Raw genomic sequence first — 13,478 nt, 5'->3', positions numbered from 1 at the left:
AAACCTATTCATATCGGATATTAATAACGCGATTTCCAGCGCACGACGCCTTCTGGCAGCTTCGGCTCGTTGTCATTGCCAAAACCACTGTGAAAATCGTCCTTGTATTTTCTGACATCAGGATTCCGCGCGATGATGTATCGCATCGCCAATTCCTTATTAGCAAACGTCATGCGGGTAAATGTTCTTTTCGGTGCGATCAACCCTTCAAGGCAGCGAGTCTCATCAAAACCAACTGGGCAAATATCAAACCAGTGTGATAAACCGAATGGTGCTTTGGTCTTAGCAACCTTAGCTTTGGCCTCATCGTCATAACATTGAGGTAATACCACCTCAATGACATCGACCGGGTCGTCAAGCTCAAGCGCGCTATTGCCGATCAGCGCATCCATCATGGGTTTCCCATTTTCGTCACGTAGCGAATTCGCCAACCATAACGCTTTAATGCCATGTTGCGGTTGTTCTGCATATGCTTCAGCATAACGCCAGCGTGCATCGAAGCTGCTGATTTCGCCGACTAAGTTGACATGGATGTCATAGTCCAGCCCGCCGTAATCCAGATCTTTATTCGCACTGAACATATTTATATCCGGCATTTCTTTTGTTGCAAAAAGCCAAATATCAGCTAACTGAGTGCCCAGCTCCTGCTTCCGTCCTTCAGGGTACCGGTAAGGAGACGCGTACATTTCTGCCAACTTATCCTTGGTGCTTTCATTTTCCAGTCGCTGGTAAATGCAATGAGCCGCTTTGCTCAGCGAGCCCAGGTATACGAATTCCCATTTCACTCCAGCATAGCCGTCTTTAGCGATTCGAATACCGATCGGGAACATCAACGCGGGTCGCTGTACTTCCCCGCCTGTCGCTCGGTTGTAGTTCATCTCAACGTAGGCCTCTTTCCACAAATGCGCCATTTCCGCCAAGCGGCGTTGATTTGCTGGGTTTAGGCGATGTATCTCGACAGCGCCTTCTTCGACGAACTGGAACGCTTCTTGTTTTTCTTCGTAGCTCCCGAATGCAGCGGTTAGATTTTTCCACTCTTCCGCTTCCGGCCATTCGTAGAGGGTGGTTTCTGCCACATTTGAGGCGATCAACGTTACCCAGGAGCGTGACACTTCTTTGATGCCTGTTTTGGTCAAGTTAAAGTTAACCCGCTGAACCCAGATATGTGGCTCCAAGCGGTCATCACGCTCATCTGGACGAGGGGCTATGTATAGGGATAATTTACCACTAGCGTTAACAATCAAACGTAGTGGCTGCGCCTGGTTTTCGCATGCGAAATCGATCACCTTCGGCAGTAAATGCATGCCACGGCAGGCGATCATGTCCATCATGTTCAGTAAACTTTCCCACTGTTTTTTATCGCCCATCGCATCCGAGAGCGGCGCGCCACGGTTGGCTGCACGCCAGGCTAGTACCGTTTTATCAATGATGCTGTCATGTTCGGTTAACTCACCGACCCGCCCGGCCACCAGCGCTGCATTAAGTAAGTCACGATATTTTTGTTCAGACCGTCGTTCTTCGCGCAGGTATTTCGCCAGCGATTTAAACAATGCAATGTAATACGAGTGGTTAGAGCGTACCGAGCGGGAATAAATGTAATATTCCAAATCTTCTGCCGTTACTGCATCCAGACACAAGTATGGCAACCGTTCACAGCCTTCATCCCATTGTTTATTATACTTTTCAATACACACGTTCACGTTATATTCACGGGTGGTATTTCCCCGACGTGAATAGCTGGTTTTCTTGACCGGTGCTTTTACCGTTAATAAGCCGTCTTTAATAAAAGCCACGGCAACGTTACGTTCATCCTTAAAATCAACGGTGAAGCTGTACGAGCCGTATGAGCGGTCGTCATTCTCTTTAGCAGCTCCTGGTGCGGTTGTCGGATTCACCAATGAATGCCATTGGCACATAACACGCGAACCGCTCCGCATATGGCTGTTTGCCCATTCAATGTAGCTGTTCAGAGACATGCGCTTGCTTGCTTCGGGATTGCTTAACAAGCTGGTTCCATCGGCATCATGAATGAAACGGCAATACTGCTCCTGGAATTTCATTGATACGAAATTCACACCGGAAGTCTGGTCGTAGAAATCACCAAACAGCTTTTCACGATGGTCCAGACCACAGCACATGATCAGAAAACGTTTATAATGAAGAGCCATGCGTTCATGAGACTTCAGGCGGTCGGAGTACGCCACATCCTGAAATTTGATTTGCTCCCCGTCGATACCTCTGAACAACCGTTCTTGTTCATCCTGAGACGGGAACAGCATATTGGCACCCAGGTGTGATTCGACAGGTGAGACGATGCGATATAGATTTTCACCATCACGCACCATCAGGAAGACTTTGGCATTTTCAGCATTGTTGATGATATTTTCCAAGCGATCCTTATAGTCAATGTAACGACGGGTTGAAGCCATTACTAAAACGCAACGCGGTGAAGGAAATATCTGGTTTACCAGGGCGTCATTTTTACAGAGCGCGTCAAAGAATTTGCCAATATCGCTGAAGTCAAACCAGTCATTGAGATCGTAATGGATCGCCAGTTCTTCATCGACCATTAACTTTTGCTGGACAAAAGTCAGCGGCTCGTCGGCCGGTGCAGACGCTCCCTTGCGGATCACCTTCACATTGACATCTTTGCCAATATAGAGGTCCAGCGACTGAATGCCATCCATTAGCTTATCAACTTGGGTCCGTGCATCTTCCGTGGTCGCCAACTGCGCCGCTGCCATTTCAGAAAAATATGGCACTACCGCCTGCACGGCCGCAGTAATTTCCTTGTTCCGTTCTTGGATCCATTCCGATTGAATGGTTGCTATCTGGAGGTTTTGTTTTGCAGCGTCCTGCATGCTTTTAATATCATTCTCAGTAATACCCGATGCAAGTGCCTCCCCCAGAGACCCAGTAGCCAGGCGCACTGCATTATTACTGATTGCTGGCATTGTGCTGGCACTTTCCCCTTTCGCAGCTGCTTGCTGCTCGATACGTTGAGTCACTATAGACTTCATCGACTCTGGACTGGCGAGAGCATGAGAAAGCGCATTAGTCAGTTCGGTAACACGCTTTTGGCAGGCAGCAACTTCTGCATCACGGATCTCTTTTGCATCATCTGCGAATTCAAAGCGCTCAACAAAGTCGTTAAACAGGAAGCGGTGCTCTTTGACGGTACGCTTTACACTTCGGGAAACACCATCTTTATCAACACTTACAAAGGTAGCGTATTGGTCGTAATGCTTCGGATGGGCCCGCAGAATAACAGTATGCAGCTGGTTTTCGACCCAGCGTAGAGACTCAATGAGAAGTACCTCATCGCCCAGGATTGCCTCTTCTGGGATATCCTGCTTTGCGCGCCAGTATTGACCGCTCTGTAGGGAGTTGAAGCGTTGGATGCGCTCGACTTTCTCTTCGCGAACTATGATACCTGTCATGGTGCTACCCTCAGTTATGATTCATTTTCTTTCATTAATAGTCACATGACCACAACAGGTAACGAAGCTTTTGAGAGTTTTTAACGCACAACCCCCCTAATAAATTGTTACTTTATCCAATCCGATTTGATCGCAGCAAAGTCAACATGATTGAATATTGTTGATGCTGGACTATAAACCCTCCAACCCTGTCACTTTTCATGTAACTTTTCACAAATCCACTAAAATCGTTGATGCTAGACGATTTTAATATCGTTGACGCTAGATTATTTATGTAACAAATAAATTGTTGACGCTAATCGAATTGAAATTATTTTTGTTGATGCTGGTCTATTTTTGGGGCGAGGATGTGTTATTTAACAGCTCAAATAACCAGGAAGGGATAACGGGATATACACCGCAAAAGTGAGCAACAAGCAGTGATACCGCTAGTTCAAACAAGGAGAAGTTTCACGAAACTTAGGCCTAAGTTATAAGTTTTACAGCCTTTTTAGTGCATCGAAAATCGTCTTGCTCCAACGATTTTCGCCCAGCGTTAACACCTTGAATCGTCTTGCTTCTACGAATATCGTCCAGCGTTAACACCTTAAATCGTCTTGCCTCAACGAATATCGTCCAGCGTTAACACCTTAAATCGTCTTGCTTCAACGAATATCGTCCAGCGTTAACACCTTGAATCGTCTTGCTTCAACGAATATCGTCCAGCGTTAACACCTTAAATCGTCTTGCTTCAACGAATATCGTCCAGCGTTAACACCTTAAATCGTCTTACTTCAACGATTATCGTCCAGCGTTAACACCTTAAATCGCCTTGCTTCAACAATTATCGTCCAGCGTTAACACCTTAAATCGTCTTGCTTCAACAATTATCGCCCAGCGTTAACACCTTAAATCGTCTTGCTTCAACAATTATCGTCCAGCGTTAACACCTTGAATCGTCTTGCTTCAACGATTATCGTCCAGCGTTAACACCTTAAATCGCCTTGCTTCAACAATTATCGTCCAGCGTTAACACCTTGAATCGTCTTGCTTCAACGATTATCGTCCAGCGTTAACACCTTAAATCGCCTTGCTTCAACAAACATCATTCCACATCATAATCAACAACATAATTCATTGTTATTTATGATTAAAAATATACTCATGGGTTTCGTTTGTGTATTTTAAATTCAATTTTATGCCCAGCTTTCTTCTCTGTATATTCTAAATATCCAATCTCTTCAAGTTGCTTCATAGCTTTACGTATTACAGAGTTTTGAACATTACTAGCGGATTTTAGGGCAAGACGATCTTTTAAACGTTGCATACTGATCGGATAAGGGTTTTCAGGAAGAGCCTCTAAAAAAAGATACAAAGCTTTCGCGGTTTCTTTTCTTCCAAGTTTTTCAAGGGTTCTTACTTTAAGAATCTTTTTATAATCAACAGAATAAAGCTCTGCTAACTCTGGTGTGGGTTTGATATGAACCATATCATCTGCATGGCTGAACTTCCCTGCCTCTATAAGATGAAGTATGTGAGAGTTGATTCTATCGTCATCCGTGGCACGACTGAATTTCATCGTTGTTGATGCTAGTCGATAAATAGAGTCTTCAATTAGTTTTCTAAAACGTTTAGATAGACGGCTTTTTGGGTAACCACATCTTTCGATGAATTCATCGAAAGGAATAACAGCATACCCCTTGTGATTAGGCTTGTAATCGAACAAACAAGAAACAATACCCATCCAAACCTTAAAATCAGTTTCTACATCTAATCGCCTACCTGTAATAAGTATATCGGAGTAACCTTCCTTCTCTGCAAAATGCAAAGTCAGGTCATCCGAAGCATCCATACCTGTAGCTTCCCTGGAACCCGATCTTACCGTTGGAACAAATAAACCAAGCCTCAATAATGCGATAGGCTGAACTGTACTTGAACCATTAGGTTTAAGGTAATGGACTTCACCACTATCTTTTTCAGTCTCTGTGACAGATAAATAACCGGATTTTATAGGTTTACTCATGATTTCCTTATTTTATTACACTTTAATTGTTATCACCCTGCATCAAAACAAGTTGAGTAACCGTAGCTGTGAATAAATAAATAGCAATTTTAAAAAGGATCATGACTTTAGCAATATACATCAAAACGTTGATGAAACGATCCTAATGTGCGTAAGTTTAGACTAATCTAGACTAGCGTCAACAAAATATCATCCAGCATCAACAAAAAATAGGCTAGCGTCAATAAATAATAGGCTTGCATCAACAAAAAATCGTCTAGCATCAACATGAACATGCTATAAATGCTTTATATTTAATTAGTTGCAAGAACAAGGATCTCTTTTGACCTTATATGATCTTATTTGAATTTATTATTGGAACTATCCTGTTGATATGTGGATAACTTTCTTTTTAAAAAAAGATCATACAAATAAATTTCAGTGGGTAAAAAATAATAAGTTTAAAACTATAGATATCTTTTATTGTATTAAATCAATTGGATATGAAGAAAATAACGAACGGTGGATAACAAATAATAAAATCGTCTTTCTTCATCAAAATATCGACTAGCATCAACAAAAAATCGACCTCCATCAACTTTTTTTCGACTAACGTCAACAAAAAATCGACTAGCATCAACACTAACCTTTCTCTACCCCTTGGTACGAGAGAGATCCAGAATAGTAGGATCTCTTTTGACCTTTTCAATCTTATTGGAACTTTATTGTAACTATCCTGTTGATATGTGGATAATGTTAGAGTAGTCTTTATCAAGATCCGTATCAGATCAACAACTAGATCCATTCATTAAGATTGAGCTATTGCTTTTGCCAAACCAAAAACAAACTCATCTGTAAAAGTAAAATCACGCCAAACCAGAGTTCCGTCAACGCCTCGAATTTCCACCTGAGTTGATGTTTTGCTGTAACGGATGATCTCAACCGTTTTACCTGATAATCCACCAGCCTGGATCAGCGCTTCTGTCACAAGCAAACCTTCATTTTGGCGAAGGTCATAACCCTCGTCATCAGAATCAAGAGAGCCTTCTTTAACCACTTCAATTTTTGCCGCAGCTGAACGAAATAAGTCCGCCAATTTTTTACCTTTCTTGCACTCTACTCCTGCAAAAATTTCTTCGAGATACGTCATATACTTATCCTTGTGACCAATTTGAAATGATCGTCTTTATAAAACCAACGATCTCTTTTGAGATCATGTCATCTACTCCCAACACATCAATGCAAACTTCTTTTGTGCCTGAGGCCAGTTCTACCCGGCACAACGGGAAAGTGCCCATGACATCCCTTTTAAGCTTCGCCAAATGTTCACTACGAGATTTTTCAGAGATATTTGGGGCTAAGTGAGCAGGAACAGAAATTTGCAGGCAAATCGCTTCTGGGGCGTTACAAGCGCTATCACACATCAAGCTCATCGTATCGTACCCAACTAAAGAGCGATGATAGAACACTGCTTGACCCGACGCTGATTCATGGCTGGAAATCAATGTGTAGCCAATTTTCTCCAGTTCGAGATAAGCGCTTTCAGCAATACGTTGAGAATAATCTTCTCCCCAGGAGGCGTTGTTTCGTCCTTCAAAGCGGGCATGGTGGTAGTGTGATTTTAAAAATGCGTAATGCGCTTCGCGAGAAGGCATCGGAATGTGTGAGTAATTCATTGTTTAAGCTCCGTATGCGACAGAACCTCAGTATCCCTCTGACCAGACAGCTGACGAAGCATGTGAAAACGATAAATTCAAAAACATTATAGGGATGGGGAATTGGGTGGGATACCCACCCATAGCGTCATTGACCTACACGATTCAACATTTCGCGGATCTGGTCGATGATTGCTTGTGCTTTATCATCTCCAACCCCAGAGCCGCGATTGTGAATTTCAGCGGCAGTTAGGCACACCTGATTAATCACAGATTCTGGCACCGCCTGAGTTACGCTCTCTGGCCGTGCCAACACCAGGTTCATTTCGTTGACAGTAACCCCTGCGCGCCGAGCCATCGCCTCCCGGCAGCCAGCTGCCACACGCAGATCATCAATCGCCTGTAACATCACTTCATTGTCCGGCTTACACCCGAGCTCATCAGCCATTTCTTTGATGAATCGCGGGAGCACATCGACCGAGAAATACTGGAGCCGGAATTCGATGAGAGCCAGCTGTTCCTCCGGCGTTAATGTTACTCCTGGCCCCCAGAACGAAAGGCGATTTTTCATATCAACCAAACGGTCATGATTGGTCAGTATGTCAGGATTTCGAGCACCATCAACATCAGGCCCTGCGTTCAAATTACCGGTGTTATCACTCATAAAAACCTCTTTTCTGGGAGGGGTTAAGGAAACATACATTTCGACAACAGCTGCTGAAATGTCATATCTGATACCGTTACGGATTTCTTTGGCACTTCAGCACCCAGTTCTCGCAGGTGCGTTCGGAGCTCGTCCCGCTCCTTCATCGTTTCAATCAGCAAGCGAGATACCTGCGCTACCCACTCGGGGCGCATATGGACTGGCGACTCGGGATAATTATTCCAGTGCGCCATCATGGTTAAAGCCACGCGCAATGTATCGCGCTCAAAAACAGTGAGTGACTTAACGCAGATCCCTGGAGGAAATTTTTCAGCCTTAATTAATTTCAGGTAGTTAACCTGAGGCTGGTTGTTTTCCTTACTCATTATCCCCTCCTAAAAAAGCAGGTTTTTTCACGATGACTTCCACGTCCATACAACGGTTGTCTTGGCACATTTGCGCCTGGCCGTTGCCGTAGAACAACAACTCAACACGCTCGCTGGGCAAAGGCCAATCTTTCTCATTGGGAACTTCACCCACCACGTCTATGCGGACAAGGTTGTTGTTGCTGAACAGGCTCAAGCCGTCACGTTTTTCAATATTCACCCGATATTCAGCCACGACCGAATCGGATTTATCTTCGCGATGTGCTTGGCCGGGGGAGACGACGAACCCAGCGATAAGGGTACCGCCTAACACCATCATTAGCGCACCATTTAGCAGAATGTCTGTCACTTTCGTTTTCATCACTCATATCCTGTATGAATAGCCTGTTTCAATATTGGCTCAACCGGAACCGCTGACGAAACGAACGGGCTCACTGCTCCCCCTGAGCGAAGCGATCCATCGTCCTGACGACAAGACGAAGATGTCTTGCCAACGCAACTGCGTCCCGTTCAGCCATTTTGGTGATAGGGTAGGAGTCATGCTCCAGCGTCAAACCATCATCAAGTCGCCAAAGCATGCGGAGATACTCCAGCTTCAGCTGATTGATGGTAGCCTCTCGCAGGCTCGGTGATAGCCCCAAGCAGCTTTTGAATGCATTGCGACGCGTATGCTGGTGGTATCGCCGAAACCCTTGCTCAGTGGACGTGCCAGGCGCACTTAACCTCAACGAACACCAGGCACTGGTATGGCCTATCACGAAAACCGAAACATTGTTCTTGGCTCTATTTTTCTCTTGCAGTACAGATTGCTCATCCTCATGAGCCAAAGCCGCACGGATCCATTTTCCCGTTTGGGTCTGATTAGCCTGGTGCCACTGCATCGTAAAGGCCAGGTTCGCCCACCAACGCATACGAATAACACTGGCTTTGACTTTGTTGGCGATCAGCGATTGATAGCGATCAGTCGTCAGTACACGGAGGTCATTACGAGAGGCTATCCCGTCAATCGTCTGGTGGCCGTTCAAACCCAACTCACGATAAGTCTGCCCACGTTGCATCATGCGGTTGTACAGCGCTGACTTGCCTTTACACAGAGAAACCGCACCAAAGCGAAGATAGAATTGTGCGGCACTGCCGGACGTGTACTGCCCTGCCAGCACGGCATTACGCAAGCGCGGATATTCTTCCCAAATGATGAACTCAGCGGCATCCGCGTCTATGGTCACTTCGTTGTCTTCACTGAAGCTGACTACCCGGCGCTTTCCGTTCGGTGTGTTGATAACGCGACTTGCACGTTCATCATCCCCACCGTCAAAGTAGGCCATCTCTGCAACGGGATCGGCCAGGCCATCCATGCCAGAGTCATCCCCAAACTGCCCGACCTGAACCCATAAAGCTTTAGGTATGGGTGTTTTCGGTGCGACAGGCATATCCGGCTCATCGTCCAGCAGATCTAATTCGCCTTTTGCCCAGACACGGCGATAAATTTCCAGAGCATGAAACGGCTTGTCGTTAAATTGATGGAACGACCACATGAAGTCGATGTGGATCAGGGCTGACTCACTGACGATACGGAATTGCGGTGATGCCATACGCCGATTATGAGCGGTGTTTTCCAGCTCTCCCGAGCGTAGCTTCTCAGCCACATCATCGGCGCGCAGCTGTTCGACGTAATCCATGCTGCAACAGATATGAAGCAGGCGCTCCAGAAAACGCGGAGAATAGACATCGGGCTGAACTTTGATGAATCCCCCGGCGTACAGCGTGCGCCCTACAGGGTGCCTGTCTTCCCACGCATTGCGACGTTTGGACAGAAACCGCTGAATACGATTGAGCCCTGCCATGTAACCGTGGCGATCGTCATCGGAACGCAGCAGATTTTCCATTGACTTGTCGAGCCCGACAGCCTGGCATGCCCAACAACCGAACCGGCTCCCACAGGCTTCGCTGGATTTTTTCTCAGAGCCAGACCAGACACATTCTCCCGTTGCGGCTTTGTAGAGCTCCGCTGTGTCGTTATTGTTCTCCAGATAGCTGGGTAGCAGGTATTTTGGGGCGCTCCCAGCACTTAACAGAAATTCCCACACGTCGCCCTGTAACCAATGGCGGACGGGGTACAACTCCCCGCCCTCCTTGGTAGTCTTAACCTGGCTCGCACTCCCACCTTTTAAGGCGATGTTTTTGGCACGAATAACACCCTCTGCATCACGGCTCCCCAGCAGAAGGCAGACTCGCTCACGCACAGGTTTTGGTAGGCTTTTCATGTATGCCGTTTTGGCGCGTTTGGCCGCAAAAATCTTCAAGTCGTTGGAACACTGACGCACTGAACTGTTGGTAAACGTGGGCAGGCCCCGCCCTGTCAGTATCCTGCCTGTCCAGCTTGAGGTCAGGCCAGGTTTAGCCATAACGATAGACAGAGGCAGGTTTTCTTGCTCAATGAATTTTTCCAGAGCGGCCAGCTTCTGATCGGCGAGCCAACGTATCTCTGGGTTTTCAATGCCCGTGTCGGTATGTAAAAGATAATGGTGCTGACTGATGGGAATGCCAGCACGGACAGCGCGCACCAGCGCCATGAGGAATAAGTGCAGGACAACTTCAGAATCTTTACCGCTGCTCCAGGCGAGAGATATCGTCCAGTTATCAGCAAGGGCTTGATAGATGGAGGTGGTGCCATCATTGATGAGGTCGGCAAGGCTAACCCCGCGACTGGCATCACGATAATTCAGGTCGGCATCATTCTTCAGGGTCTGCCAGACAGACTGCCACTTGTCCGCCTTTAAGACGGATATGGAAGCCGGTGCCGGATTTTCAAAGTTGAAGGAATGCTGCATAAATCACCTGTTATTTGTTTTGGTTACAGATGATTTTCTCATGAGGGTGACAGCTGACGAAGTTCACTTAACTAAAATTGCATGTTTATCAAGTTTCGCACACAATATTTCTAAAAATATTAAAACGCTTACGAGGGAAAAATGGACGTTACAGGAACTATAATTATTTTTTCAATATTTATATTATTTTCTATCATGATTCTAATCAGTAATCACCACAAAAGAAAAGAGTTAAGCCTGAGTAGAATTGAAGATGCAATGTTCGCTATTGCGAAGCATATCAGAATCCACAGAGATGGAGGGTATGTTAACCCAACAAAACCACTGATGCCTCATAAAGAGAGGGATTACTTAGAATATAGAAACGGATATGATTCCGATAACTCACCAATACAACATGACAGTGACATTCTAACTTATTTTGTTAATGACTTGACTGGGTTTTCCCAGAGAATTCGATACCTAACCAATGAAAATATAATTATGCGGGTTGATTATTATGGAGAGTTATCAGACATATCAGGGGAAGGGAAGATTGTTAAAACAGGCACAGTCAAGCGGGTTCAGACTTTTATCTTAAGGAAAGGCAGGTCGGGGAAATATAGCAAAAGAGATCTATTTGAGATTACCCAGTGCGGGGGGGATCTGCTTTCTATCGTGAATGAATTCAGCATTCTAACAACGGCTATAAATAATATGCCAAGCTGCACAAGAAATTAAGTAAAGCCAGGTTACCCCTGGCTATTTGGTTTAATACTCTTCGAATTGTGGCCCACTGTAGTTATCAAACCGCGACCATTGGCCGTTGAAGGCCAAACGCACAGAACCGATCGGCCCATTACGCTGTTTACCCAGAATGATTTCGGCTACGCCTTTGTGCTCACTGTTTTCGTTGTATACCTCGTCACGGTAGATGAACATGATAAGGTCTGCATCCTGCTCAATGGAGCCCGATTCACGCAGGTCAGAGTTTACCGGCCGCTTATCCGCGCGCTGCTCCAGTGAACGGTTCAACTGGGACAACGCCACGACGGGCACTTGAAGCTCTTTTGCCAGCGCTTTAAGGGAGCGGGATATTTCCGCAATTTCCAGCGTTCGGTTGTCTTTCAACGCCGGAACACGCATCAATTGAAGGTAGTCCACCATGATCAGGCTCAATCCGTCGTTTTCACGGAAAACTCGCCGCGCCCGAGATCGCAGTTCGGTTGGAGTTAGGCCGCTGCTGTCGTCGATATAGACGTTTCGCTTTTCCAGTAAAATGCCCATCGTACTGGAAATCCGCGCCCAGTCCTCGTCATCCAGTTGTCCTGTCCTGATTTTTGTCTGGTCAACGCGGGACATGGAAGCCAACATGCGCATCATGATTTGTTCACCCGGCATTTCCAGGCTGAAAATCATCACTGGCTTATCCTGCGTCATCGCCGCGTTCTCGCAGATATTCATCGCAAAGGTGGTCTTACCCATTGAAGGGCGTGCCGCGATGATTATCAGGTCAGAGTTTTGCAGCCCAGCGGTCTTTTTGTTCAGGTCGGTATACCCGGTATCGACGCCTGTCACCCCGTCGTGCGGCTTCTGGTACAGCTGCTCGATGCGAGTCACTGTTTTCTCCAGAATGGTATCAACGCCCATTGGACCGCTGTCTTTGCTGGTGCGAGCCTCTGCTATCTGAAAGACACGGCTTTCGGCCAGGTCGAGTAATTCAGCGCTATTGCGGCCCTGGGGATCGTAACCGGCGTCGGCAATATCATTGGCCGCAGCGATCATCTCTCTAACCACAGCGCGCTCGCGCACGATGTCGGCATATGCAGCGATGTTTGCTGCGCTTGGGGTGTTTTTCGACAGCTCAGCCAAATAGGCGAAGCCGCCGACTAGCTCAAGCTGGTTGTGCTGCTCCAGTGCTTCGGCAAGCGTAATCAGGTCAATCGGTCGGCTTGACTCCACCAGCCGTTGCATCATGCCAAAAATACTTTTGTGCGCACGGGTAAAGAAATCACTTTCCACAACACGCTCGCTGACCTGGTCCCAGCGTTCGTTATCCAACATCAAGCCGCCCAGCACCGACTGCTCTGCTTCAGTTGAATGTGGAGGCATACGTAGTCCTGCCAGACGCGTATCTTGTTCTTGAGCTGGCAAGGGTGTACGGCTGTTTTTCTCTCTCATCCCTGACCTCACAGTTCGTTACGTTGTGCGATTTGGCGCTCACATTCCGAGGCCAACAATGGGTAATGCTGAGCGATTGCGGTATACAGCTGTTGGCTCATACAACTGGCTTCACTGACGCGGCCGTTGTTGCGACAGGTGCTTTCTTTTTCGTGATCGTAATTACTGAGTTCCTGACGCACATAGTTCACCTTAATACGAGCCAGGAATGCGTCGGTATTTTTGCCTTTACGGCGAATGGAATGGCTTTTTCCCAGCGCTCGGGGTTTGCACCCACGACTTTCATAATGGGCGATTGCCAGTTTTTCCAGTAAAACGTCATCAATGACACGGATGGTGATTTCTTGCAGCATTGGCAGAGATTGATCCACGGTAACCTCCT

Annotated in this window: 11 protein-coding genes; 1 reads left to right on the top strand and 10 read right to left on the bottom strand. The window is 46.4% G+C overall.

Going from position 1 to position 13,478, the window contains the following annotated elements:
- Nucleotides 1–20 precede the first annotated feature (20 nt).
- From P3L40_RS23755 to P3L40_RS23720, 8 genes are all read right to left on the bottom strand, one after another.
- Complete coding sequence (locus tag P3L40_RS23755) at nt 21–3,440, bottom strand: hypothetical protein (protein ID WP_131680939.1); 3,420 nt, start codon at nt 3,438–3,440, stop codon at nt 21–23.
- Between the two features lie 1,141 nt (nt 3,441–4,581).
- Entirely contained in the window at nt 4,582–5,442 is an 861-nt protein-coding gene (locus P3L40_RS23750) for a RepB family plasmid replication initiator protein (protein ID WP_094963098.1), read from the bottom strand.
- Nucleotides 5,443–6,229: 787 nt separating this feature from the next.
- Nucleotides 6,230–6,571, bottom strand: a complete 342-nt coding sequence (locus P3L40_RS23745) for a hypothetical protein (protein ID WP_131680940.1) — start codon at nt 6,569–6,571, stop codon at nt 6,230–6,232.
- Nucleotides 6,572–6,575: 4 nt separating this feature from the next.
- A complete protein-coding gene (locus tag P3L40_RS23740) occupies nt 6,576–7,097 on the bottom strand; it encodes a hypothetical protein (RefSeq protein ID WP_180359561.1) in 522 nt (173 codons plus the stop codon).
- Between the two features lie 127 nt (nt 7,098–7,224).
- The gene (locus P3L40_RS23735; protein WP_131680941.1) at nt 7,225–7,740 is read right to left on the bottom strand and encodes a hypothetical protein; all 516 of its coding nucleotides are present in this window, start codon (nt 7,738–7,740) and stop codon (nt 7,225–7,227) included.
- 23 nt (nt 7,741–7,763) lie between these two features.
- Nucleotides 7,764–8,105 (bottom strand): hypothetical protein, encoded by a 342-nt coding sequence (locus P3L40_RS23730; protein WP_136135338.1) that lies wholly within the window; start codon nt 8,103–8,105, stop codon nt 7,764–7,766.
- On the bottom strand, nt 8,098–8,466 hold the full coding sequence (locus P3L40_RS23725) for a hypothetical protein (RefSeq protein ID WP_131680943.1): 369 nt from the start codon (nt 8,464–8,466) through the stop codon (nt 8,098–8,100). The genes P3L40_RS23730 and P3L40_RS23725 overlap by 8 nt, the downstream gene beginning before the upstream one ends.
- Nucleotides 8,467–8,536: 70 nt before the next feature.
- Nucleotides 8,537–10,936: a phosphoadenosine phosphosulfate reductase family protein gene (locus P3L40_RS23720; RefSeq protein ID WP_131680944.1), complete on the bottom strand. Its 2,400-nt coding sequence runs from the start codon at nt 10,934–10,936 to the stop codon at nt 8,537–8,539.
- Nucleotides 10,937–11,077: 141 nt separating this feature from the next.
- Between P3L40_RS23720 and P3L40_RS23715 the strand changes: the two genes are divergently transcribed.
- Nucleotides 11,078–11,656: a hypothetical protein gene (locus P3L40_RS23715; RefSeq protein ID WP_131680945.1), complete on the top strand. Its 579-nt coding sequence runs from the start codon at nt 11,078–11,080 to the stop codon at nt 11,654–11,656.
- Between the two features lie 30 nt (nt 11,657–11,686).
- On the opposite strand, the gene dnaB is transcribed toward P3L40_RS23715, so the two are convergent.
- Complete coding sequence (gene dnaB / locus P3L40_RS23710; RefSeq protein WP_131680946.1) at nt 11,687–13,096, bottom strand: replicative DNA helicase; 1,410 nt, start codon at nt 13,094–13,096, stop codon at nt 11,687–11,689.
- A gap of 8 nt (nt 13,097–13,104) precedes the next feature.
- Nucleotides 13,105–13,467, bottom strand: a complete 363-nt coding sequence (locus P3L40_RS23705) for a hypothetical protein (protein WP_131680947.1) — start codon at nt 13,465–13,467, stop codon at nt 13,105–13,107.
- Between the last annotated feature and the right edge of the window lie 11 nt (nt 13,468–13,478).

Source organism: Providencia sp. PROV040 (genome assembly GCF_032706145.1).
GTDB lineage: Bacteria > Pseudomonadota > Gammaproteobacteria > Enterobacterales > Enterobacteriaceae > Providencia > Providencia hangzhouensis.
The sequence above is the reverse complement of the archived record's forward strand: the minus strand, read 5'-3'. Positions and strand labels throughout refer to the sequence as shown.

Bases quoted from the DNA above. Each gene is read 5' to 3' on its own strand.
- P3L40_RS23725 (WP_131680943.1), bottom strand. From the start codon at position 8,466: ATGAAAACGAAAGTGACAGACATTCTGCTAAATGGTGCGCTAATGATG.
- P3L40_RS23750 (WP_094963098.1), bottom strand. From the start codon at position 5,442: ATGAGTAAACCTATAAAATCCGGTTATTTATCTGTCACAGAGACTGAA.
- P3L40_RS23735 (WP_131680941.1), bottom strand. From the start codon at position 7,740: ATGAGTGATAACACCGGTAATTTGAACGCAGGGCCTGATGTTGATGGT.
- P3L40_RS23730 (WP_136135338.1), bottom strand. From the start codon at position 8,105: ATGAGTAAGGAAAACAACCAGCCTCAGGTTAACTACCTGAAATTAATT.
- dnaB (WP_131680946.1), bottom strand. From the start codon at position 13,096: ATGAGAGAGAAAAACAGCCGTACACCCTTGCCAGCTCAAGAACAAGAT.
- P3L40_RS23745 (WP_131680940.1), bottom strand. From the start codon at position 6,571: ATGACGTATCTCGAAGAAATTTTTGCAGGAGTAGAGTGCAAGAAAGGT.
- P3L40_RS23720 (WP_131680944.1), bottom strand. From the start codon at position 10,936: ATGCAGCATTCCTTCAACTTTGAAAATCCGGCACCGGCTTCCATATCC.
- P3L40_RS23740 (WP_180359561.1), bottom strand. From the start codon at position 7,097: ATGAATTACTCACACATTCCGATGCCTTCTCGCGAAGCGCATTACGCA.
- P3L40_RS23755 (WP_131680939.1), bottom strand. From the start codon at position 3,440: ATGACAGGTATCATAGTTCGCGAAGAGAAAGTCGAGCGCATCCAACGC.
- P3L40_RS23715 (WP_131680945.1), top strand. From the start codon at position 11,078: ATGGACGTTACAGGAACTATAATTATTTTTTCAATATTTATATTATTT.